Origin of the sequence: Micromonospora sp. WMMD998, assembly GCF_029581235.1 — a bacterium.
Classification (GTDB): Bacteria; Actinomycetota; Actinomycetes; order Mycobacteriales; family Micromonosporaceae; genus Micromonospora.
In genome coordinates this window covers 3717355-3738299 of sequence record NZ_CP120740.1, presented here as the reverse complement: position 1 = coordinate 3738299, position 20945 = coordinate 3717355, and the positions used below count along the sequence as shown (strand labels likewise).

Here is a 20945-nt window from a genome sequence, read left to right as displayed (position 1 = left end):
GTGCCGGTTGTGCGGTCAGTTCGGGCTCCACGACCCGCGCCGCGACGGTCAGGCCGGGTAGAGCTCGTCGCGGATGCGGGCCAGCAACTCGCGGGTGCGCTCCGGGGGCGCGGCCTCGACGCACAACCGCTCCATCGCCTCCGCGTAGTAGTCGAGGTCGTCGCGCTTGTCGAGGTAGATGGCGCTGGTGAGCTGCTCGATGTAGACGATGTCGGGCAGGTCCTCGTCGCCGAAGCGCAGGATGCTGAAGGCGCCGCTGGCGGCGGCGTGCCCGCCGGCGGTGAACGGGACGATCTGGAGCCGCACGTGCGGCGCGGCGGTCGCCTCGATCAGCGCGTCCAGTTGCTCGCGCATCACCGCGGCACCGCCGATCGGCCGGCGCAGCACGGCCTCGTCCAACACCGCCCACAACTGCGGGGGGTTGGCGCGGCGCAGCAGCCCCTGGCGTTCCATCCGCAGGTCGACCCGGCGGTCCAGCTCCGCCGCCGTCGCGCCGCGATGCCCGAGCAGGATCACCTCCCGCGCGTACGCGGCGGTCTGCAACAGGCCGGGCACGAACTGCACCTCGTACGTGCGGATCAGCGCGGTGGCGGCCTCCAGCCCCAGGTAGGACTGGAACCAGGCGGGGAGCACGTCGCTGTAACGGTGCCACCAGCCCGGGCTGTTCGCGTCCCGGGCCAGCTTGAGCAGCGCGTCGCGGTCGCCTTGCTTGGTGACCCCGTAGAGCGTGAGCAGGTCGGCCACGTCACGCTCCTTGAAGCCGACCCGGCCCAGCTCCATCCGGCTGATTTTCGACTCGGAGGAGCGGATCTCCCAGCCGGCGCTCTCCCGGCTGACCCCGGCGCCCTCCCGTAGGCGGCGCAGCTGCGCCCCGAGCAGCATGCGCAGCACCGTCGGACCGCTTGTCGGTCCGCCCTCGACAGGCACCGTCGTCACCTGACCGCCCCTCGCATCCCGACCGCTTCCGGACCGGGCGCCCGCCCCGGCCGACGAGTAAGCATGCCATGGACCGACAGTGAGGTGAACTCCCCCGGACGGACGAATCAGTCCCGTGTACGGGACGGCGGGATCAGGTGGTCGAAGTCCCCGTCCCGGGCGCCGAGCACGAACGCCGCGATCTCGTCGACGGTGTAGATCAGCGCCGGCCCCTCGGGGTGCCGGGAGTTGCGCACCGCGATGCCGCTGCCGCCGGGCAGTTCGGCCAGCTCGACACAGTTGCCGCTGGGGTTGCTGCGGCGGCTCTTCAACCACCTCATCGGGGGCAGGTGTGGCACGGGTACGCCGTTGGGAGGCGGTTGCATGGGCGTCCTTCGGGAAGGCCAGCCGGGACCGCGGGGAGGAGCGGTGGGTGGCGACGTTTGTCGACTGAGGAATGAGATGCACGTGCATCTGCTATTGCATCTGCAATGGACTGCGAGCATGATAACCGAACGTACGGTGTGCCGGGTCGCTCACGTTCGGTGACCCGAACCCGGCCCCCGGAAGCCGCCCCGCGCGGCCGGGGACTGCGGTGAGGAGGGCGCGTGCCGGATCCGATGACCGTCGCCTCCGGCGTCTCCGCCGCAGGCGCCCTGGTGTCCGCCTGGCAGATGCGTCGGCGGGCCGTGCGCGCCGAGGCCGAGATCAAACTGCTCGAGGCCGAGCTGGCCGCCGAACGGCACGCCGCCAGCCACGACCCGCTCACCGGCCTGCCCAACCGCCGGGCCTTCTTCCGGCTGGCCGCCACCCTGCTCACCGACCCCGGCGGCCAACCGCTGGTGGCGGTGATCCTCGACCTCGACGGGTTCAAGCAGGTGAACGATCGCTTCGGGCACGCCGCCGGGGACCAGGTGTTGATCAGTGTGGCCCAGCGGTTCGCCGCGTTCGCCGGCAACAACCTGGTGGCCCGGCTCGGCGGCGACGAGTTCGCCGGCCTGCTGGCCAGCCCGACCGCCGACCGGTGGTGGATCGAGCACGCCACCCGCCGGCTCTGCGAGGCGCTCGCCGCGCCGATTCCGCTGGGCGGTCGCAGCATCCGGGTCACCGCCTCGGTCGGGCTCGCCCCGGTGCACAGCCCCGCCCAGCTCACCGACGCGCTCTGCCGCGCCGACGCCGCCATGTACGAGGCGAAGACGCTCGGCGCCGCCCCCGTGCACCGCCAGCTCGTCGCCGAGCACTGACTCGACCGGGGCGCGCCGCCGCGGTCAGCGCCAGCCGTAGCCGGCGCGCAACGCCTGGCCGACCCGGTCGAACCGGGGCCGGTCCAGCACCGCGCCCTCCCGGCGGATGCTGTCCTCGCGCATGGTGAGCACCCGGTCGAGGCGCACCCAGCTCGGCCGCTTCTCCCGGTCCCACTCCCCCGGGCCGAGCGACAACCAGTGCCGCTGGCCGTCCCGGTCGCTCTGGCTGGACAGCATCAGCCCGAACAGCGTGCGGCTGTGCCGGCCCACCACGAGCACCGGACGGTCCTTGCCCTGCCGGGGATCGTCCTCGTAGGGCACCCACGTCCACACGATCTCGCCCGGATCCGCCTGCCCGTCCGGCTCCGGGGCGTACGACAGCTCGCGGCGCTGCAACGCGCTGACCTGGCGTCGCCGCGCGACCTGGGCCGGAATCGGCCGGCCGCCGCGGGTCGGCGCGGCGGCGCCCCCGGTGATCCGGCCGAGCCGGGACGCCACGTTCTTAAACAGTCCTGCCACGGCGGGCAGCCTATCGGGTCGGCGCGGCCCGGCCGCGCCGGGCGCAGCGGGTGGCCGACCCCGGGTCAGGCCGGACGGCGGGCCAGGACCAGCGTCGTCCGCAGGTCCAGCACGACGGTGCCGCCGAAGCCGTCGACCGCCGCGGCGACCGCGGCGCGGACCCGCTCGCGCAGCTCGGGCGGGCGGCGCAACTGCGGCGAGAACGTGTCGACCAGCCGCAGATAGGCCGCGGTGTCCAGCGGCACCGCGCGACGGAACCGGGACCGCCGCACGTCGGTGAAGCAGCCGCTGTCGGCAACGTCGTCGTGGAACCAGCCGTCGGGCCGGTCACCCCGGTCGCCGGGGTCGGCGGAGGCGAACGCGGCCCGGATCGCCTCGGCCTGCTCCGCCTCGACGTAGGCGTAGCGGTGGCCGAGGACGGCGAGCGTGCCGCCCGGGCGCAGGGCGTCACGGGCGCGCTGGTTACGGGTGGCCGGGTCGAGCCAGTGCCACGCCATCGCGCACGCCAGCGCGGCCACGCCACCGGCCGGCGGGCTCCACCGCTCGAAGCTCGCGGTCACCACGTCCACCTCCGGGAACCGCTCGGCGAGCACCCGGGCCATCCGGACGTCCGGCTCGACGCAGGTGGTGGCCGCGCCGAGGGTGAGCAACGCCGCGGTGGCGAGGCCGGTGCCGGCACCGACCTCGACCAGGGTGTCGGGCGGCCCGCCGTGGTAGTCACGGACGGCGTCGGCGACCTCGACCGGGTAGCCCGGTCGCGCCTCGTGGTAGGTGTCGGCCGTCTCCCCGAACAGTTGCGACATACCGCCATCCTCCCAGGTTCGGGCGATGTCGGATGCCCGTCACGCGCCGCGCCCGCCGGGCCGTCGCCCGGCGGCGACGATAGGCGCAGGTGAGGAGGACAGCCGTGGGTGCTCTGGCGCAGGAGTTGGTGAAGAAGCTCGCCGAGGAGCTGGTGAAGATGCTCCTCACCTGGGTCGTCCCGAAGGTGCTGCGGTCGGCGCCGCAGCCGGCCCCGCCGGACTGCCCGCGCTGCGGCGGGTACGGCGTGGCACGGTGGGCCCCACCGTCGGCGACGGCGGTGTTCGCGCTCTCGGTGCTCGGGTTCGTCGGGGGATTCACCGCGACCGTGCTCGGCGTACCCGTGGTCGTGCTCCTCGTCGTGTTCGGGGTGCGTGACGCCGGGGCGGGTGACCTGACGGCGGCGCTGCCCGGACTGGCCGCGCCGCTGGGTCTGGTGGCGTCCGGCACGGTGATGGTGGCGGGCGCCGCCGGGATGGCCTGGTACCACAGCTTCCCGCCGCGGGTCTGCCGGCGCTGTCACGGCCGGTGGCCCCGCCGGGACCGGGCGGAGTACCTGCGGATGGTGCGGTCGGTGGTGTTCGCGTGCCGGTGCGGCCAGTGGCTGCGCGCGCCGGGCGCCCCGGCCGGAGTCCGGGTGCGCTGCCCCCGCTGCGGCACGGAGCGGGTCGCGCCCGTCGTCGAGCCCAAAGTGGAAGGGGGTCCGTTCCTCCACCGGAAGCGTTGAGCGGGCCCTCCTTAGGCTGCGGGCATGGAGTTGCCCAACGATCTGCCGTTGTTCGAGCGAAGCGCCGTGCGGGTGGTGGTGCTCGACGTCGCCGACCGGGTGCTGCTGTTCCACACCCGCGATCCGGAACACCCCGACCTGGGGGTGTGGTGGGAGCTACCCGGCGGCGGGCTGGACCCGGGCGAGACGTACCGGCAGGCGGCGGTGCGCGAGCTGCGCGAGGAGACCGGCATCGTGGTGACGCCGGCCGACATCGGCGCGCCGAACTGGCGGCGACGAGCCAGTTTCCGGCACCGGCAGCGGCGGCACCTCCAGGACGAGGTGGTGGTGCCGGTGCGGCTGCCCGGGCCCGGTCCGGAGATGGACGGGACGTACCGGCTGGACTACGAGGTGGAGGACTACTTCGGGTTCCGCTGGTGGCCACTTGCCGAGGTCCTCGCCGAGCGACCGCGCTGCTATCCCGGCCGCCTGCCGGAGCTGCTGCCGGCGTTCCTCGCCGGCGAGGAGATCGACGAGCCGTTCGAGCTGTGGTCCTGACCGGCGTGCCGGTGGGCGTGTCAGCGGGCAGAGTGGAGCGGTGACTCCTCTCCACGCCCCCCTGGCCCGCTACGCCGAGCGGCTGCACCGCGCCGCCGGCGCCACCCACCACGTCGCCTCGCCGCTCGGCGCCTGGCTGCTGCTGGCGCTGACCGGCCCGACCGCCACCGGACCGGCCCGGTCGGCGCTGGCCGAGGCACTCGGCGTCGACCCCGACGACGCCGCCGCGGCGGCCCGGGCGTTGCTCGCCGCGCCGCACCCGATGGTCGCGGCGGCCACCGCGCTGTGGGAGCGGACGCCGTTCGAGGAACTGGCCGAATGGCGGGCCGCACTCCCCGCGTACACCGCACGCGGTCCACTGCCCGACCGGGCCGCGCTCGACGCCTGGGCCCGGGAGCGCACCGGCGGGCTGATCGAACGGTTCCCGGTCGACGTCACCCCGGAGACGCTGCTCGTGCTGGCCAGCGCGCTCGCCACGCGCGTGTCCTGGGCCGACCCGTTCGAGGTGGCGCCGGGCACGGAGCTGGGCGCGGGCAGCGTCTGGGCCGGTCGGCTGCGACAGGTGCTCCGGACGCCGCCGGTCGGGCACCGCTGCTGGGTGTCGGCGACCGACCGGGCCGGTGACGTGGCGGTGCACGTGGCGCCGGCGCGGGCGGACGACGACGGGGCGGGAATGCTCGTGGTGTCCGTGGCCGCCGCGCCGGACGTGCCGGCCGGCGAGGTGCTGGCCGCCGCGTGGGACCTGTCCGTGGCCGCCGCCACCGTGCCGGACGGGCCGGTGCCGGGCCGCCGCTCGTTGTTCGACCTGCCGCTGGGCGAGAGCCCACTGTGGGCGGTACGCGAGGAGCCGACCCGCACGTTCGCCCGGGACGGCCGGGAGGAACGCGCCACCGCCGTGCTGCCGTGCTGGGCGGCGCGGAGTCGACACGACCTCACGCCGCCCGGGTTCGGCTTCGACGCGGCGGCCCGCGCGCTGGGTGAGCTGCTCGGGCTGGTCGAGCCGCCGTTCGCCGCGGCGCAGTCCACGATGGCGCGGTTCGGCCGGTACGGCTTCGAAGCCGCCGCGGTGACCGCGTTCGGGATGGTGGCCGGGCTGCCGCCGGAGGGCGTGGCCCGCATCGCCGACCTGCGCTTCGGCCACCCGTACGCGGTGGTCGCGGTGGCCACGGACGCGGCGGGAGGCCCCTGGCACGGCCTTCCGGTCTATTCCGCCTGGGTCGCCGACCCGGAGGACGTGCCGGCCGACGAGGCGGGCTGACGACCGCCGTCGAGGATCTGTTCGCGGAGGATGTCCGCGTGTCCACAGTGCTGGGCAAGCTCGCGCAGCACGTGCAGATACACCCACCGCAGCGGAAGCGGGCCCCGCCGGTGCCCCCGGAGGACGTCGTCCAGCCCCAGGGCGGACGTGGCCCGGCGGGACGCCTCGCAGGCGTCGCGGTGCGCCCGCCGGACGGCGGCGATCGTGTCGTCGGCGTCGAGGACGAACGACTCCTCCGAGTTTTCCGGGATGCCGATCTCGGCGCGCGAGCGGCACGTGACCGCCTGGTCGAACCAGACCTGCTCCACGAAGGTCGCGTGTTTCACCAGGCCCAGCAGCGTGGTCCGGGACGCCACCAACGATCGGCGTGCCTGTTCCTCGGTCAACCCGTCGAGGCAGGCGTCGAGCGCGTCGCGGTGCTCGTCGAGGAACGCCTCGAACTGCTCACGGGCCGGCAGCGCGACGACCCGGTCGGCGAAGGTGGGCGGAAAGGAGGGCATGAGCGAAGCATTCCAGACCGTCGTCCCGGCGAGGGTCCCCTTTTGTCGGCGGACCGGGCTCAGCCCGCGCTGAGGTCGGTGCGGCGGACGATCCACCACACGGTGAGCAGAGCCACCGCGGCCAGACCCAGGTAGCCGGTCGCGACGATCAGGTGGAAGTCGGGGATCCGGCTGCCCGGCTGGTACAGCAGGTGCTGCTCAAGGTGGTTGTCCGCGAAGCAGGCGAGCGTCTCGCCGGTGCCGTTGTCGGGCGGGCAGAGGCGTTGCAGCTCGACGCCGGTGAGCTGGCGGCCGGCGGCGTCGAAGGCGCCGGACGGCCCGTCGATGCCGTAGTCGATCATGCCGCCCTCGACGACCAGCGCGTTGTGGCGCAGCACATCGAGGTTCGGTCCGCCGATGGGTCGGTGCGCGGACATCGGCTCCATCAGGGTGGGATAGCGCCACTGGACGAGGTAGTTCAGGCCGAGGAAGCCCACGATCACCACGAACACGGCGGGCAGCGTGCGTCTGATCACGGCGCCGAGCGCGACACCGACCGCGAACCAGGCGATGCTGATCGCCACCGGCAGCATCCCGGTGTTCAGGAACGGCAAATAGTCGAAGAGGGGCACCGGGGCGACCAGGGCGGTCGTCCGCTGGAGATGGTCGCTGACGACGCCGACGACCGCCGTCACCGCTGCCACGAACAGGCCGAGCGCGCCGAGCCTGGTCCACAGCCAGCGCGTCGGGGACACGTCCTGGCTCCAGGCCAGCAGCAGCGTCCGCTGCTCGTGCTCCCGGCTGAGCACCGGCACGCCGATGAACATGCCGACCAGCAGCGGCATGTACTGCACCAGCCGCTCCAGGGCGGCCAGGGTCAGACTCAGGGGTGCGGACCCGCCGAGCCGCCGGCCCTGCGGGGACGCCTCCGGGCAGAACGTCTCGTGGCACTGGTGCCACAGGTCGGTCAACTCCATCGACAGGTAGCTCATCCAACCCACCAGGACCCCCGCCAGGACGAGCGTGGCGACCAGGGTCCAGCGGTGCTGGCGCCAGGTCAGCCACAGCAGGCCGTGAAGCCCCACGCCGGACCTGGCATCCTCCTGGCGCAGCGCGGGGGCCGTGTCGACGACCACGTTCATGAGACCGCCTCCAGACTGCGGGATTCCGTGGCCGACGCCCTGAGGTAGGTCAGAATCAGCTCGTCCAGGGTGAGGGGCTGCGCCGCCCACCCGGGCGCGACCACGGCGTGGGTCGCCGGCGCCGCCGGCTGCCGGAGCACGAACGTGGACTGCCGGTCGGTGTGCCGCGCCTGAACGATCACGCCCGGGCCGGGTGGCTGGTCCGCGCGCGGCCCGGTCAGCCGCACGTGGCTGCCGAGCAACTCGTCGACGTCGCCGGTGAGCACGGCCCGGCCCGCGTCGAGTAGCAGCAGATGGTCGCCGACACCGCTGAGCTCGGCGATGATGTGGGTGGACAGCATGACGGTCATGTCACCGTCCGCGGCCTCCGCCATCAGTTCGCCTGTCACCTCGGTGCGCGCCACCGGGTCCAGGTTCGCCAGCGGCTCGTCGAGCAGCAGCACCGCCGGGCGGGAACCCAGCGCGACCGCCAGCGCGACCTGCGCCCGTTGCCCGCCGGAGAGCCTGCCGCAACGGCGGTCCAGGGGGATGTCGAAACGGTCCAGCCACGACAGCGCCCGCCGCTGGTCCCACGCCCGGTTCGTCGACCTGCCGAAACGGAGCATGTCCGCCACACTGAAGTCCCGGTAGAGCGGCTTGTCCTGGGCGAGGATCGCGACCCGGCTCCCGGCCGCACCGCCCCCGCCCGACCTGCCCCGCGCCACCGGCCGGCCGTGGACCAGCAGCGAGCCGCAGGTGGCCGCCAAGGTGCCGGCGATGATGCTCATCAGCGTCGACTTGCCCGCGCCGTTCGCGCCGACGAGCGCGACGATGCGGCCGGCGGGCAACCGGAAGCTGCACTCCCGTAGCGCCCAGACACCGCCGTAGCGCCGGCCCACCTCCCGGGCCTCCACCGCCACGGCCGGGTCGGTCATGCCGTACTCGCCAGGCACGCCCTCACGGCCCTCGCTCCGCTCGGTGCGCTCGGTCATGCCGTACCAGCCGGGCACGCCCTCACGGCCCTCGCTCCGCTCGGTGCGCTCGGTCATGCGGCGCCCTCCTTCTTTCCAGGGCCCGCAACCGGCGCTCCCGCCCGGCGCGTGGAGCTCTCCGCGATCACCGAGGCGAGCAGCGCCTGGACGTCCTCGTCCTCCAGCCCGGCCTCGCGGGCCTGGTCGAGCCAGCGGGCCAGGCTGCCGCGAAGCCGGGCCATGACGTGCGGATCGGCGTTGCCGAGCGTGCCGCTGACGAACGTGCCCGCACCCTGCCGCGCCTCCACCAGGCCGGACAACTCCAACTCCCGGTAGGCCTTGAGCACGGTGGTCGGGTTGACCGTGCACGAGGTCACCACGCTGCGCACGGTGGGGAGTTGATCCCCGGGCCGCAGCGTCCCGATCCGCAGACCCTCGCGCACCTGGCGCACCAGTTGGGCGTACGCGGGAACGCTGCTGGACCGGTCGACATGAAAGTTGATCACCTGACGGCCCTCCGATTGTGATGCTTAAGTAGAACACCAGTCAACCAGCAGGGCAAGGATCGAGCCGGATCCGGGCGTGTTAACAGGGGCCCCCGCCTCTACCGGAGGCGTTAATAGGGGCCCCCTCCTTACACGCCCAGGAACAGGCCGCCGCTGGCGTCGATGACCTGGCCGGTGATCCAGCGTGCGGCGTCGGAGGCGAGGAACGCGACCACGTCGGCGACGTCTCCGGGCTCGCCCAGCCGGTCGAGTGCCGTCATGCCGGTGATCAGCTCGACCAGGCCGGGCGTCTCGAAGACGGGCCCGTTCGTCGGGGTGCGGGTGGCGCCCGGAGCGACCGCGTTCACGGTGATGCCCCGAGCGCCGAGCTGGTTGGCCAGGGTCAGGGTCATCGTCTCGACCGCGCCCTTCGTCATGGCGAACGAGGTCTGGGTGGCGTTCGCCATCCGGGTCGCCACGGACGAGAGGGTGATGATCCGGCCGCCGTCGCGGAGCAGGGGCAACGCACGTTCGATGATGAAGTACGGCGCCCGCACGTTGACCGCGAACAGGTGGTCGAACGCGGCTCGCGTGGTGGCGCCGAGCGGGCCGGCGGGTGGTGCCGCCGCGTTGTTGACGAGGATGTCGAGCGGACGTCCGGCCAGGTGCTCCTCGACGCCCGCGAACAGCGTGTCGACGTCGCCGTCCACGCCCAGTTCCGCGCCGACGGCGTACGCCGCGCCACCGCCCCGCGTGATCTGGTCGACCGTCTCCGTCGCGCCGCCCGCGCCGGTGCCGTGGTGGGCGATGACGACCGCTCCCCGCGCCGCCAGCCGGACCGCGATGGCCTGCCCGATCCCGCGCGACGCACCCGTGACGAGCGCCGTCCTGCCGCTCAAGTCGCTCATGATGGTAGCTGCTCCCAAACTGTTAGTGACTAACGGCGTGGTAGTGTCTACCACATGGACGGGCGACACTCCACCCTGCGGGAGCAACGGCGGGCCGAGACGCAGCGCATGATCCAGGCGCACGCGGTGCGGTTGTTCGTCGAGCGCGGGTACGACGGCACGACCGTGAACGACGTCGCCGAGGCGGCGGGCGTGTCACCGATGACGGTCTACCGGCACTTCCCGACGAAGGAGGATCTCGTGCTGCTCGACCAGAACGGCCCACTGGTCGCCGAGCGGATCGCCGCGACGCCGGCCGGGCAACCGGTGGTCCGCCGCATCGGCGCCGCGCTCGTCGACTCGGCCCGCGCGCTGACCGTGGGTGACGACCGGTTCCTGCTGGCCCGCCTACGGCTGATGATCTCGACACCCGCCCTGCGCGCCCGGCACCTGGACAACCACCACCTGCTGCAACAGGCCATCGTGAACGGCCTCGGGAGCGAGGGCGACGACCCGGAGGCAGCCTTCCACGCGGCGGCGGCGGCCAGCGCCTGCCTCGCCGCCATGCACACCGCGCTGGTCCGGTGGGCGGAGGACGACGGCCGCGACGACCTGGGCGACCTGATCACGCAGGCGTTCGCGGCGGCCTTCGGCGACCAGGCCGAGGCGCCAGGTCGAAGCGGCGCGGCAACCGGATCGCGAAGCCGCCGAGCGACCGGAGGGACGCCGGCGCACCCGTGAGCGACCGGACCGCGACGGCCCGGGGCAGGGGCGGACCGCGATCACGCGATGGTGGACCGCCGGTGGTGGTGGGAGCCGGCTCGGCTCAGGACGTCGCCGCCCGGGGGCCGTACCGATCGGCCGCGCGCGCCCTCGCCTTCGCCGCCTCCACCTCACGGTCGCGCGACGGCGCCTTCGTCACGAGCTGGTCCAGCAGCGTCCGGGTGGCCTCGGTGACCGCGCGGACCGCCTCGTCGAACGCCTCCTCGTTGGCCGCGGACGGTCGGGTCGCGCCGCTGACCTTGCGCACGTATTGCAGGGCGGCGGCTTCGATCTCGTCGTCGGTGGCGGGCGGCTCGAAGTTGTGGAGCACGCGAATGTTCCGGCACATGTCCCCACCATGCCACCCCGGTCCGACACCCGCACCGACCGAGAGCGATCAAGGAGTTCGCGTCGGCCCCGAGGACGGAAACCGACGCGAACTCCTTGATCAACCGCACGGGCGGGTCGGGCGGGTCGGGCGGGTCGGGCGGGTCGGGCGGGTCGGGCGGGTCAGGGGCGGGTGGCGGCCAGGCGCTTCTCCCGCTCCTGGGCGCCGATCAGGTCGTCGGGCAGGGAGTCCTCGACCTCCAGGTCGAACCGGCGCAGCAACCGGATCGCGAAGCCGCCGAGCGTCACCAGGATCAGGATCACCCCGAAGCAGACGTACGCGAAGCCGATGCCGCGGCCCGGACCGGTGCCGATCACCTCGCCCACGGTGCCGGCGAGCGTGCCGCCCGGGGCGAGCATCGGCTCGAACAGGGCGGTGGCGGCCGGCGCGAGCACCGCGAACCCGATCGGCAGGGTGGACCAGGAGATGGTCTGGTTCAGGCTGAACACCCGGCCGTGGAAGCGCTGCGGCACCTTCACCTGCACGATCGTCGCGTAGATCGACTGTGCGGTGGTCATGGCCATGGCCAGCCAGCAGAAACCGACGCAGATCATCGCGACGGAGGCGTCCAGGCCGATCAGCACGCAGCCGGTCGCGGTGCCGAGGTTGCCGATCAGCACGCCGATCATGCGACGCCGGCGCGGCCCGCCCCAGAGCGCCATCAGCACGCCGCCGAGCACCGCGCCCACCGCCTCGGCCAGCGCGACCTGGGCCACCTGGGTCGGGCTGCCGAACGACAGCACCAGCGGGGCGGTGAGCACAAGCGCCGGGGCGAGGAAGACGTTGCCGAGCGCGAAGTAGCCGAGCATCAGCCGGAACCCGCGGTGCCGCCAGGAGTAGCGCATGCCGTTCGCGATGGCCACCAGCAGCCGTTCCCGGGGCCGCCAACCGAGCAGGTCGGGGAAGCGGACCACGGCCAGGGTGAGCACCGCGACGAGGTAGCTGGCCACGTCGATGACCAGGATGCCCTTGAGGTCGATCGCGGCGAGCAGGCCGGCGGCGAAGACGGGCATGAGCAGCGTGGCCACGCCGGTGGAGAGCTGGGTGATGCCAATGGCGTGGCCGAGGTAGCGCTTCGGCACCAACTGGGGTACGGCCGACTGGAACGCGATCCGTTGGAACGACCCGGCCACCGAGCTGAACGCCACCAGCAGGTAGATGTGCCAGAGCACCAGGTTGTCGGTCCACAGCAGGGCGGCCAGCACCAGTTGGACCGAGCCGGCGACGCAACTGGCGAGCATCATGATCCGGCGCCTGCTGACCCGGTCGACCAGAGCGCCGGCCACCGGCAGCATGAGCACGCCGCAGATCAGCGCGAGCGCCCAGAGCAGGCCGAGGTCGGCCACCGAGCCGGTCCGGTTGAACAGCCAGATCGGCAGCGCGAACGCGGTCAGCGCGGAGCCGGTGCTGGACACGAGTTGCCCGAGCGTGACGGCCAGGAACCGGCCCATGCTCGGCTTCACCGTGGCGACGGGTGGCCCGTCCGCGCCGACCCGCAGCGTGTCGTGCACCGCCCAGCCGGCGTCCTCGCCCCGGCCCTGCGGGTCGAGCGCGGTGAGGTCACCGGCCACCACCGCCGGGTGGGTCCGGGTGACGATCTCGGCCAGTTCCTCGGCCCGGTACTTGAGGAAGAAGTGCCCGGCCTGGTCGAGCACCACGAGGCCGAGCGTGTCGCTGAGGAACTGCCACTCGGCGTACCGCTCGCGGTGGTAGTCGGTGACCGGGTCCTCGGAGCCGACCACCGAGATGATCGGGGCGCGCAGCTTCGTCGCCTGCCGGTCGAGCAGGCGGGTGAAGTACTCCTCCGAGGCGCGGGAGTCGGCCCGCATGTTGCTGATGATCCGGTCGGCCTGCTCCGGGTCCAGCTCGTCGGTGTCCACGCCCATCGACTTGAGCCAGCTCGCGTAGTGCTTGTTGCTGCGCAACTGCTCCAGCCGGTTGCGGGTGGCCGCGAAGAGGCCCTTCGGGCGGGCGAACGGGAACATCGCGCCGATGTAGACGGCGGCGAGGTCCCGACCGGCGGCCTCCACCTTGCGGGCCACCTCGGCGACGATGGCGCTGCCCACGCCGCAGTGACCGTAGAGCGCGACCGGGCCCTCGACGCGCTCCATGATCTCGTCGGCGACCCGGGTGGTGAGTTCGTCGAACGGCAGCGCGTCCTCGGTGAGGCCGACGTCGTGGCCGGGGATGGCGAGCGACCACAGCGCGTGCCCGGCCGGGAGCGCGTCGGCGAGCGGCTGGTAGACGATGGCGCTGCCGCCGCCGTACGGGACGCAGACGTACGTGAGCACCCGCTGGGCGGCGGGGATCGGCCTGGTCAGCTCGTAGAGCAGGCGGCGCGGCCCCTCCTGGGCGGCGTCGCCGGCGACGAACGCGGCCAGCTCGCGGATGGTGCGCTGCTGGAACAGGTCCATCACGCCGACCGCCCGGCCGCCCAGCTCCGCCTTGCGGATCCGCGCCACCACCTGGGTGGCGAGCATGGAGTGCCCGCCCAGGTCGAAGAAGTCGTCGTCGATGCCGAGCGTGTCGACGCCGAGCACCTCCGACCAGATGTCGGCGAGCGCGCGTTCGGTGTCGTCGCGCGGCTCGACGAGCGCCACCGACGCCTCGCGGGTCACCACGGGGGCGGGCAGCGCCCTGCGGTCGAGCTTGCCGTTGGGCGTCAGCGGCAACACGTCGAGGGTGACGAACGCGGCCGGCACCATGTATTCCGGCAGCGTGTCCTTCAGCGCCGCCTTCAGCGCGGCGTGCTCGGCCGGCCCGACCAGGTACGCGGTGAGCCGCTTGTCGCCCGGGCTGTCCTCGCGGACGATCACCGCGGCCTCGGTCACGCCGGGCTGCTCGCGCAACGCGCTCTCGATCTCGCCCAGCTCGATCCGCAGGCCGCGCAGCTTCACCTGGTGGTCGATCCGGCCGAGGAACTCGAGCACGCCGGCGCCGTCCGGCCCGACCACCCAGCGGGCCAGGTCCCCGGTGCGGTAGAGGCGGGCGCCCGGCTCGGCCGCGTACGGGTCGGGGACGAACTTCTCGGCGGTCAGCGCCGGCCGGCGGTGGTAGCCGCGGGCCAACCCGACGCCGCCGATGTGCAGCTCACCGGCGACCCCGACCGGGCACACCGCGCCGGACGGATCGAGCACGTGCAGCCGCAGGTTGGCGATCGGCGCGCCGATCGGCACCGCGCTCACCCCGGCCAGCCGCGCCGGCTCGCACTCCCACGCGGTGACGTCGATGGCCGCCTCGGTCGGACCGTAGAGGTTGTGCAGGCCGCACCGGGGCAGCCGGGCGGTGAAGTCGACCGCGGTGGCCGGCGGCAGCTCCTCGCCGGAGCAGATCACCCGGCGCAGCGCCGTGGCCGCCTCCACGCCGTCCTCGGCCAGGAAGACGGTGAGCATCGACGGGACGAAGTGGGCGGTGGTGATCCGCTCGGACACCAGCAGGTCGCGCAGGTAGCCGGCGTCCTTGTGCCCGCCCGGGGTGGCGAGCACCAGGCGGGCGCCGGTGCGCAGCGGCCAGAAGAACTCCCAGACCGAGACGTCGAAGCTGGCCGGGGTCTTCTGGAGCACCGCGTCGTCGGCGCCGAGGCCGTACGTCTTCTGCATCCAGTCGAGCCGGTTGACGATGCCCCGGTGGGTGTTCGGCACACCCTTGGGCCGGCCGGTGGACCCGGAGGTGTAGATGACGTACGCCAGGTGCTCCGGACCGGCGACCGGCGCCGGGTCGGTGACCGGCTGGTCGGCCCAGGCCGCCGGGTCGTCCAGGTCGAGCACGGCGGCGTCGGTGGCCGGCAGCGCGTCGCGCAGGCGCCGCTGGGTCAGCACCACCGGCGCGTCCGCGTCGGTGACCATGAAGGCGAGCCGGTCGGCCGGATACTCCGGGTCCAGCGGCAGGTAGGCGCCGCCGGCCTTGAGCACGCCGAGCAGGCCGGCGACCAGTTCGACGGAGCGTTCCGCGCACACCCCCACGAGCGTCTCCGGGCCGACGCCGGCCGCGCGCAGCCGGTGCGCGATCCGGTTGGCGTCCGCGTTCAACTGCGCGTACGTGCGGCTGTGCCCGTCGACGGTGACCGCGACGGCGTCCGGGGTGGCGGCGGCACGCTCCTCGAACGGGGCGTGCAACGTCTGCGCGCGCGGGAAGTCCGCCGCCGTGTCGTTCCAGCCGGCCAGCAGCGCCCGCTCGGCGTCCGGCAGCAGCGGCAGCCGGGAGACCGGGGTGTCCGGCGCGGCGACGACCGCGTCCAGCAGGGCGGTCCACCGCTGCGCCATCCGCTCGACGGTGGCCCGGTCGAACAGGTCGGTGTTGAAGACCAGCTTGCCCCAGAGCCCGTCGACGGTCTCCACCGCGTGCAGCTCGAAGTCGAACCGGGTCGCCCTCAGCTCCATCGGGGTCCACGCGAAGGTGACCTCGTCGCCGCCGGACACGCCGCGGAACCGGCCCATCTCGTAGTTCTGGAGCACGAACATGGTCTGGAACACCGGTGAGCGGCTGACGTCGCGCGGCAGTCCCAGCTCGTGCACCACCTTGGCGAACGGCACCTCGGCGTGCTCGAAGCCGTCGAGCACGGTACGCCGGGTGCGGGCCAGCAGCTCGGTGAAGGTCGGGTCGCCGGCCAGGTCGGCGCGCAGCGGCAGCATGTTGACGAACATGCCGACGACGTCCTCCAACTCCGGCGCGGAGCGGCCGGCGACCGACGCGCCGACGGCGAAGTCGTCCTGCCCGGCGTGCCGGGCCAGCAGCACCTGGTACGCCGCCAGCAGCGTCATGAACAGCGTGCCGCCGCTGCCCCGGGTGAGCGCGTGCAGCGCCTCGGTGGCCGCCGGGTCGAGCTGGAACTCGACGAAGTCACCCCGGTAGGTCTGGGTGGCCGGGCGGGGCCGGTCCAGCGGCAGGTCCAGCGGCGTGATCCCCGCGAGGCGCTGCTTCCAGTAGTCCACGTGCGACCGGGCCCGCTCCCCGTCCAGCTCCCGCGCCTCCCAGACGGCGAAGTCGCCGTACTGGATCGGCAGGGCCGGCGGCTCGCCGCCGCGGTAGAGCGTGATCAGGTCGCGCAGCAGCACGTCCACCGACCAGCCGTCGCCGACGATGTGGTGCTGGCCGAGGAAGAGCACGTGGTCGGAGGCGTCGAGGCGGATCAGCAGGGCCCGCAGCAGCGGCCCGTGCGCCAGGTCGAACGGCTCGGCCGCCGCCGCGTCCACCAGGGCCTGTGCGGCGGCCTCGTCGGCCGCCTCCACCACGGTCAGCGGAACGTCCGGCGACTCGGCGATCACCACGGTCGGGCGGCCGTCGGCGTCGGCCGGGAAGCGGGCGCGCTGCGACTCGTGCCGGGCGCCGAGCGCGGCCAGGGCCGCGCGCAGCGCGTCGACGTCGAGCGGTCCGCGCACCCGCAGCGGCACCGCGATGTGGTACGCGGCCTCGCCCGGCGCGAGCTGGTCCATGAACCAGACCCGTTCCTGGGCGTACGACAGCGGCACCGGCGCGCCGTCCGGCCGGGGGGTGATCCGGGCCGCGGGCGCGGTGCCGTGGCGGGCGCGTAACCGGCGGGCGACGAGCGCCTGCCGGGCCGCCTCGCGGGCCGGATCCTTCAGGTCGGTCATGAGTGGGTGTCCTCTTCCGCCGCGAGCAGCGCGGCGACCTCGGTGTCGGAGAGCCCGTCGAGTTCGGCGGCGATCAGTTGTTCGATCTGGGCGGCGAGGTTCGCCACCACGGGGCTGCCGAACAGCGCCCGCATCGGCAGCTCGACGTCCACCTCGGCCCGGATCCGGGCCATCGCCCGCATGCCGCGCAGCGAGTTGCCGCCGAGGGCGAAGAAGTCGTCGAGCGCGCCGACCTTCTCCACCTGGAGGATGTCCGCGTACACCTCGGCGACCAGGGCCTCGGCCTCGGTGCGCGGCGCGACGTAGCTGTCCCGCGCCGGCTCGCCGGCCGCCGGGGCGGGCAGCGCGGCCCGGTCCAGCTTGCCGTTGGGGGTCAGCGGCAGCGCGTCGAGGCGGACCAGGGCGGCCGGCACCAGGTGCGCGGGCAGCTCCCGGGCCAGCTCGGCGCGGACCGAGTCCTCCCGGGCCGGCCCGACGACGTAGCCGACGAGCGTCGGTTCGCCGCCGTCGGCGCGGACCGCCGCGGCGGCGGCCCGCACGTCCGGGTGGGCCAGCAGCGCGGCCTCGACCTCGCCCAGCTCGATCCGCATGCCGCGCACCTTGACCTGGTCGTCGCGGCGGCCCAGGTAGTCGAGCGTGCCGTCGGGACGCCGGCGGGCCACGTCGCCGGTGGCGTACATCCGGGCGCCGGGCGGGCCGTACGGGCAGGGCAGGAACCGCTCGGCGGTCAGGCCGGGCCGGTCGTGGTAGCCGCGGGCGAGCTGGACGCCGGTGACGTACAGCTCGCCGACCACGCCCGGCGGCACCGGCTGGAGGGCGCCGTCGAGCAGCAGCGCCCCGGTGTTCGGCGCGGGCGTGCCGATCGGCACCGGGCCCGGGGGCAGCGGCGCGCCGGGGGCGATCCGGGCCGTGACGCAGCCGACGGTGGCCTCGGTCGGGCCGTACTCGTTGGTCACCGCCACCCCGGGGTGCGCGGCCCGCCAGCCGGCGAGCTGCTCGCCGGTCAGCGCCTCGCCGCCGATCACCAGGTCGGCGGTGGGTGACAGGTCGGCGTCGAGCAGCGGCAGGTGGCTCGGGGTGACCTTGAGGAAGGACGGCCGGCCGCCGGCCCGGGCGGCCGGCGAGTCGATCGCGGCCAGCCGCACCGTGCCGCCGGCGGTGAGCGTGCCGAGCAGACCGGTGACGGTGAGGTCGAACGACACCGGCGAGTGCAGCAGCGCCACCCCGGCCAGGCCCGGGTAGAACTCCCGGGCCCAGGCCAGGTAGGCGGTCACCGCCCGGTGCTCCACCACCACGCCCTTGGGGCGGCCGGTGGAACCGGAGGTGTGCAGCACGTACGCCGGGTGCTCCGGGCGCAGCGGCGCGACCCGGTCGGCGTCGGTGAGGTCGCCGTCGGGCTGGTCCGCGCCCACCTCACCGTCGAGCACCAGCGCGTCGCCGGACGCCAGCGCGGCGGTGTCCGGCACGGCCACCACCAGCGCCGGGGTCGCGTCCGCCAGCAGGTAGGCGATCCGCGCGGCCGGATAGGCGGGGTCCACCGGCACGTACGCGGCACCGGCTTTCAGCACCGCGAGCAGCGCCACCACCAGCTCGCACGAGCGGGGCAGGACCAGAGCGACCCGGGTCTCCGGGCCGACGCCGCGGGCCACCAGCAGCCGGGCCAGCCGGTTCGCCGCGGTGTCCAGCTCGGCGTAGCTGAGCGTCGCCCCGTCGCAGACCAGCGCCGGGGCGTCCGGGGTGGCGGCGACCTGCCGCCGCACCTCGTCGACCACCGTGGTCCCCGGCGCGTCCCGCACGTCGCCGGTCGAGGCGTCGAGCGCCTGGTCGCGCTCGTCGTCGGTGAGCAGCGGCAGCGCGCCGACCGTCCGGTCCGGCTCGGCCACCGCGGCGTCGAGCAGCCGCACGTAGCGCCGCGCCGCCGTCTCCGCGCTCGCCCGGTCGAACAGCGCCGTCCGGTAGACCAGGCGGCAATCCCCGGCGGTGATGTCGAAGGCCAGGTCGTCCTTCGTGGTGCCCAGTTCCGCCGGGTCGAGGCCGGAGTCCGGGATCCAGTTCAGCGCGGTCTGGAAGATCGGCTGCACCGACGGGTCCCGCTGCGGGGCCACCGCCTCGACGATCTTCTGGAACGGGGTGCCGCCGTGGTCCATGGCGTCGAGCAGGCCGTCGCGCACCCGGCCGAGCAGGTCGGCGAAGGTCGGGTCGCCGGAGACGTCGCAGCGCAGCGCCACCGGGTTGACGAACATGCCGATCAGCGACGCCAGCTCGGGGTTGTCGCGGCCGGCGGTGGAGACGCCGACCACCACGTCGGTGTCGCCGGAGATCCGGGACAGCAGCGCCGCGAAGCCCGCCAGCAGCACCATGTACGGCGTGGCCTGCGCGCCGACCGCCAACGCGCCGACCCGGTCGAGCAGCCCGTCGGGCAGCGCGAAGCGCACCTCGTCGCCGGCGAACCCGAGCTGGGCCGGGCGGGGCCGGTCCAGCGGCAGGCCGGTGACCGGCGGCGCGCCGGCCAGGTGACCGGTCCAGAACGCGAGCTGCCGGTCCAGTTCGTCGCCGGCGAGCTGCTGGCGCTGCCACACCGCGAAGTCGGCGTACTGGATGGGCAGCTCCGGCACGGCGGGCTCGGCGCCGGTGCGCCCGGCCGCGCTGAACGCGGTCAGCTCGGCGTGGAACAGCACCGCCGAGTGGCTGTCGAAGACGGCGTGGTGCACCACGAAGAGCAACCTCCGCGTGTCGCCGAGGTCGACCAGCCGGGCGCGCCACAGCGGCGGCGCGTCCAGCGGGATCGGGGTGCGGGCCAGCTCGGTCCGCAGCCGCTCGAACGCGGCCGGCCGGTCGCCGGCGGGCAGGTGACTCAGATCGGTGGTGGGCAGCGTGAGCGGCTCGTGGGCGCGTACCACCTGCACCAGCGTGCCGTCGTCGACCCGCAGGTGGGTGCGGAGCGCCTCGTGCCGGGCCACCACCCGGTCCAGCGCGGCGACGGCCGCTTCGGCGTCCGTCCCGGCCGGGACGGACCACGGGACGGAGATGTTGAACACCGGCGAATCCGCGTCGAGCTGGTTGGCCATCCACACCCGCTCCTGGGCGTACGAGGCCGGGAACGTCCACTCCTGGCTCATGAGAGCCCCTCGCGCACCGAGCGGGGGCGCATGTCGGTCCAGACCTCGTCGACGTGGGCCAGGCACTCGTCGCGACTGCCGGCGAAGCCGGTGTCGTGCCAGCCGGCGGGCAGGTCCCGGTCGGCCGACCAGATCGAGTACTGCTCCTCGTCGTTGCGGACGACCAGGAATCGGGGTTCGGCCATGTCAGTTCGCTCCAGCGGTGTCGGGGGTGTGCGCCTCGGCCATCGCCACGGCGATCTTTCGCGGGCCGGTGAACGGCTCCCGGCCGTGCGCGGCGGTCATGTTGTCGACCACGAGCACGTCGTCGCGCTGGTAGTCGAAGCGGACCGTGGCCGCCCGGTAGGCGGCACGCAGGTGGTCCATGACGTCGGCGGGGATCTCGCCGCCGTCGCCGTAGTAGGTGTTCGACGGCAGCCCGTCGGCGCCGAACATGGCCAGCAGGCCCTCCTGGTAGTCCGCCGGCAGCGTGCTGAGGTGGAAGAACGTGGCGTGGTTGAACCAGCGCGGGGTGTCCGACCCGGGCCGGTGGTGCACCGCGTCGCGCACCGCGCGGGTCCGCAGGCCGTCCGCGCCGACCCACTCCACGGTGATCCCGTTCGCCGCCGCGTACGCCTCGACGTCGGCGCGGCTCTCGGTGTTGAACACCTCCTGCCAGCGGGTGCCGAAGTCGCCGTGGAAGTTGCGGACCAGCATCCAGCGACGCCGGACGAACTCCTCCCGCACCGCGGGGTCGATCAGCTCGTACACCCGGCGCACGTCGGCGAGCGGGGTGGCGCCGCGCGTCTGCGGCGGGGTGACGCAGTAGAAGAACAGCGTCAGCGGCCAGCGCGCCTGGTAGGAGTTCTCGTTGTGCAGGAAGATCTCCTCGTCCGGCGGGTAGTCGGTCGAGGTGTAGACCCGTCCCTTGATCGAGTGCCGGGGCGAGGAACGCTCGGTGTAGGTCAACGGCTCGCCGGCGAGCGCGCGCACGGCGGCGTCGAAGCCGTCCACGCCGCCGACGTCGAACCCACGGAACAGCAGCCCGCCGTGCGCGACGAGGGTGTCCCGCAGCTCGGCGCGGCGGGCCGCGATGAGGTCGGTGAGCGCCCGACCGTCGTTCTCCACGACCACCGGGAGCGTGGCGGTTGTCTCGCTCATG

At 73.9% G+C, this 20945-nt stretch carries 19 protein-coding genes; 5 read left to right on the top strand and 14 right to left on the bottom strand.

Going from position 1 to position 20945, the window contains the following annotated elements:
• Positions 1 to 48: 48 nt before the first annotated feature.
• Positions 49 to 936 (bottom strand): helix-turn-helix transcriptional regulator, encoded by an 888-nt coding sequence (locus tag O7619_RS16980; protein WP_282281908.1) that lies wholly within the window; start codon positions 934 to 936, stop codon positions 49 to 51.
• Positions 937 to 1043: 107 nt separating this feature from the next.
• Positions 1044 to 1301, bottom strand: a complete 258-nt coding sequence (locus tag O7619_RS16975; protein ID WP_282281906.1) for a DUF397 domain-containing protein — start codon at positions 1299 to 1301, stop codon at positions 1044 to 1046.
• A 222-nt stretch (positions 1302 to 1523) separates the two neighbouring features.
• On the opposite strand from O7619_RS16975, the gene O7619_RS16970 reads away from it, so the two are divergent.
• Positions 1524 to 2159 (top strand): GGDEF domain-containing protein, encoded by a 636-nt coding sequence (locus O7619_RS16970; protein WP_282281905.1) that lies wholly within the window; start codon positions 1524 to 1526, stop codon positions 2157 to 2159.
• A gap of 24 nt (positions 2160 to 2183) precedes the next feature.
• On the opposite strand, the gene O7619_RS16965 is transcribed toward O7619_RS16970, so the two are convergent.
• Both O7619_RS16965 and O7619_RS16960 read right to left on the bottom strand, forming a co-directional pair.
• Entirely contained in the window at positions 2184 to 2678 is a 495-nt protein-coding gene (locus O7619_RS16965; protein ID WP_282281904.1) for a type II toxin-antitoxin system PemK/MazF family toxin, read from the bottom strand.
• 65 nt (positions 2679 to 2743) lie between these two features.
• On the bottom strand, positions 2744 to 3481 hold the full coding sequence (locus O7619_RS16960; RefSeq protein ID WP_282281903.1) for a class I SAM-dependent methyltransferase: 738 nt from the start codon (positions 3479 to 3481) through the stop codon (positions 2744 to 2746).
• A gap of 104 nt (positions 3482 to 3585) precedes the next feature.
• On the opposite strand from O7619_RS16960, the gene O7619_RS16955 reads away from it, so the two are divergent.
• Genes O7619_RS16955 through O7619_RS16945 form a run of 3 tightly spaced genes read left to right on the top strand, consistent with a single transcriptional unit; the run spans position 3586 to position 6001 of the window.
• Positions 3586 to 4206, top strand: coding sequence for a hypothetical protein (locus O7619_RS16955; protein WP_282281902.1), 621 nt, complete (start codon positions 3586 to 3588; stop codon positions 4204 to 4206).
• Between the two features lie 24 nt (positions 4207 to 4230).
• The gene (locus tag O7619_RS16950; protein WP_282281900.1) at positions 4231 to 4743 is read left to right on the top strand and encodes an NUDIX domain-containing protein; all 513 of its coding nucleotides are present in this window, start codon (positions 4231 to 4233) and stop codon (positions 4741 to 4743) included.
• Between the two features lie 40 nt (positions 4744 to 4783).
• Positions 4784 to 6001, top strand: coding sequence for a serpin family protein (locus O7619_RS16945; RefSeq protein ID WP_282281899.1), 1218 nt, complete (start codon positions 4784 to 4786; stop codon positions 5999 to 6001).
• Here the strand turns inward: O7619_RS16945 and O7619_RS16940 are convergent.
• The 5 genes from O7619_RS16940 to O7619_RS16920 all read right to left on the bottom strand — a co-directional run bounded on the left by O7619_RS16940 (position 5947) and on the right by O7619_RS16920 (position 9965).
• Positions 5947 to 6501: a DinB family protein gene (locus tag O7619_RS16940; RefSeq protein ID WP_282281898.1), complete on the bottom strand. Its 555-nt coding sequence runs from the start codon at positions 6499 to 6501 to the stop codon at positions 5947 to 5949. The genes O7619_RS16945 and O7619_RS16940 overlap by 55 nt on opposite strands.
• Positions 6502 to 6560: 59 nt before the next feature.
• Positions 6561 to 7622 (bottom strand): ABC transporter permease, encoded by a 1062-nt coding sequence (locus O7619_RS16935; protein ID WP_282281897.1) that lies wholly within the window; start codon positions 7620 to 7622, stop codon positions 6561 to 6563.
• Positions 7619 to 8650 carry an ABC transporter ATP-binding protein gene (locus tag O7619_RS16930; protein WP_282281896.1) on the bottom strand — a complete coding sequence of 344 codons (1032 nt, stop codon included), beginning with the start codon at positions 8648 to 8650 and terminating at the stop codon, positions 7619 to 7621. Before O7619_RS16930 ends, O7619_RS16935 begins: the two co-directional genes overlap by 4 nt.
• Positions 8647 to 9078, bottom strand: coding sequence for a GntR family transcriptional regulator (locus O7619_RS16925; RefSeq protein ID WP_282281895.1), 432 nt, complete (start codon positions 9076 to 9078; stop codon positions 8647 to 8649). Before O7619_RS16925 ends, O7619_RS16930 begins: the two co-directional genes overlap by 4 nt.
• Before the next feature lie 128 nt (positions 9079 to 9206).
• Complete coding sequence (locus O7619_RS16920) at positions 9207 to 9965, bottom strand: SDR family oxidoreductase (RefSeq protein ID WP_282281894.1); 759 nt, start codon at positions 9963 to 9965, stop codon at positions 9207 to 9209.
• A 54-nt stretch (positions 9966 to 10019) separates the two neighbouring features.
• Between O7619_RS16920 and O7619_RS16915 the strand changes: the two genes are divergently transcribed.
• Positions 10020 to 10685 carry a TetR/AcrR family transcriptional regulator gene (locus O7619_RS16915; protein WP_282281893.1) on the top strand — a complete coding sequence of 222 codons (666 nt, stop codon included), beginning with the start codon at positions 10020 to 10022 and terminating at the stop codon, positions 10683 to 10685.
• A gap of 85 nt (positions 10686 to 10770) precedes the next feature.
• Here the strand turns inward: O7619_RS16915 and O7619_RS16910 are convergent, their stop codons facing one another.
• The 5 genes from O7619_RS16910 to O7619_RS16890 form a co-directional block, all read right to left on the bottom strand.
• Positions 10771 to 11055: a DUF2277 domain-containing protein gene (locus O7619_RS16910; RefSeq protein WP_282281892.1), complete on the bottom strand. Its 285-nt coding sequence runs from the start codon at positions 11053 to 11055 to the stop codon at positions 10771 to 10773.
• A 161-nt stretch (positions 11056 to 11216) separates the two neighbouring features.
• Complete coding sequence (locus O7619_RS16905; RefSeq protein ID WP_282281891.1) at positions 11217 to 16685, bottom strand: non-ribosomal peptide synthetase/MFS transporter; 5469 nt, start codon at positions 16683 to 16685, stop codon at positions 11217 to 11219.
• Positions 16682 to 19804 (bottom strand): amino acid adenylation domain-containing protein, encoded by a 3123-nt coding sequence (locus O7619_RS16900; protein WP_282281890.1) that lies wholly within the window; start codon positions 19802 to 19804, stop codon positions 16682 to 16684. Before O7619_RS16900 ends, O7619_RS16905 begins: the two co-directional genes overlap by 4 nt.
• On the bottom strand, positions 19801 to 19989 hold the full coding sequence (locus tag O7619_RS16895) for an MbtH family NRPS accessory protein (RefSeq protein ID WP_281583369.1): 189 nt from the start codon (positions 19987 to 19989) through the stop codon (positions 19801 to 19803). The genes O7619_RS16900 and O7619_RS16895 overlap by 4 nt, the downstream gene beginning before the upstream one ends.
• A gap of 1 nt (position 19990) precedes the next feature.
• Entirely contained in the window at positions 19991 to 20944 is a 954-nt protein-coding gene (locus O7619_RS16890; protein WP_282281887.1) for a TauD/TfdA family dioxygenase, read from the bottom strand.
• Between the last annotated feature and the right edge of the window lies 1 nt (position 20945).

What these genes read in the sequence shown, in the direction of transcription:
- O7619_RS16975 (WP_282281906.1), bottom strand. Translation starts at nt 1,301, where the DNA reads ATGCAACCGCCTCCCAACGGCGTACCCGTGCCACACCTGCCCCCGATG.
- O7619_RS16960 (WP_282281903.1), bottom strand. Translation starts at nt 3,481, where the DNA reads ATGTCGCAACTGTTCGGGGAGACGGCCGACACCTACCACGAGGCGCGA.
- O7619_RS16950 (WP_282281900.1), top strand. Translation starts at nt 4,231, where the DNA reads ATGGAGTTGCCCAACGATCTGCCGTTGTTCGAGCGAAGCGCCGTGCGG.
- O7619_RS16940 (WP_282281898.1), bottom strand. Translation starts at nt 6,501, where the DNA reads ATGCCCTCCTTTCCGCCCACCTTCGCCGACCGGGTCGTCGCGCTGCCG.
- O7619_RS16935 (WP_282281897.1), bottom strand. Translation starts at nt 7,622, where the DNA reads ATGAACGTGGTCGTCGACACGGCCCCCGCGCTGCGCCAGGAGGATGCC.
- O7619_RS16930 (WP_282281896.1), bottom strand. Translation starts at nt 8,650, where the DNA reads ATGACCGAGCGCACCGAGCGGAGCGAGGGCCGTGAGGGCGTGCCCGGC.
- O7619_RS16920 (WP_282281894.1), bottom strand. Translation starts at nt 9,965, where the DNA reads ATGAGCGACTTGAGCGGCAGGACGGCGCTCGTCACGGGTGCGTCGCGC.
- O7619_RS16915 (WP_282281893.1), top strand. Translation starts at nt 10,020, where the DNA reads ATGGACGGGCGACACTCCACCCTGCGGGAGCAACGGCGGGCCGAGACG.
- O7619_RS16910 (WP_282281892.1), bottom strand. Translation starts at nt 11,055, where the DNA reads ATGTGCCGGAACATTCGCGTGCTCCACAACTTCGAGCCGCCCGCCACC.
- O7619_RS16905 (WP_282281891.1), bottom strand. Translation starts at nt 16,685, where the DNA reads ATGACCGACCTGAAGGATCCGGCCCGCGAGGCGGCCCGGCAGGCGCTC.
- O7619_RS16900 (WP_282281890.1), bottom strand. Translation starts at nt 19,804, where the DNA reads ATGAGCCAGGAGTGGACGTTCCCGGCCTCGTACGCCCAGGAGCGGGTG.
- O7619_RS16895 (WP_281583369.1), bottom strand. Translation starts at nt 19,989, where the DNA reads ATGGCCGAACCCCGATTCCTGGTCGTCCGCAACGACGAGGAGCAGTAC.
- O7619_RS16890 (WP_282281887.1), bottom strand. Translation starts at nt 20,944, where the DNA reads ATGAGCGAGACAACCGCCACGCTCCCGGTGGTCGTGGAGAACGACGGT.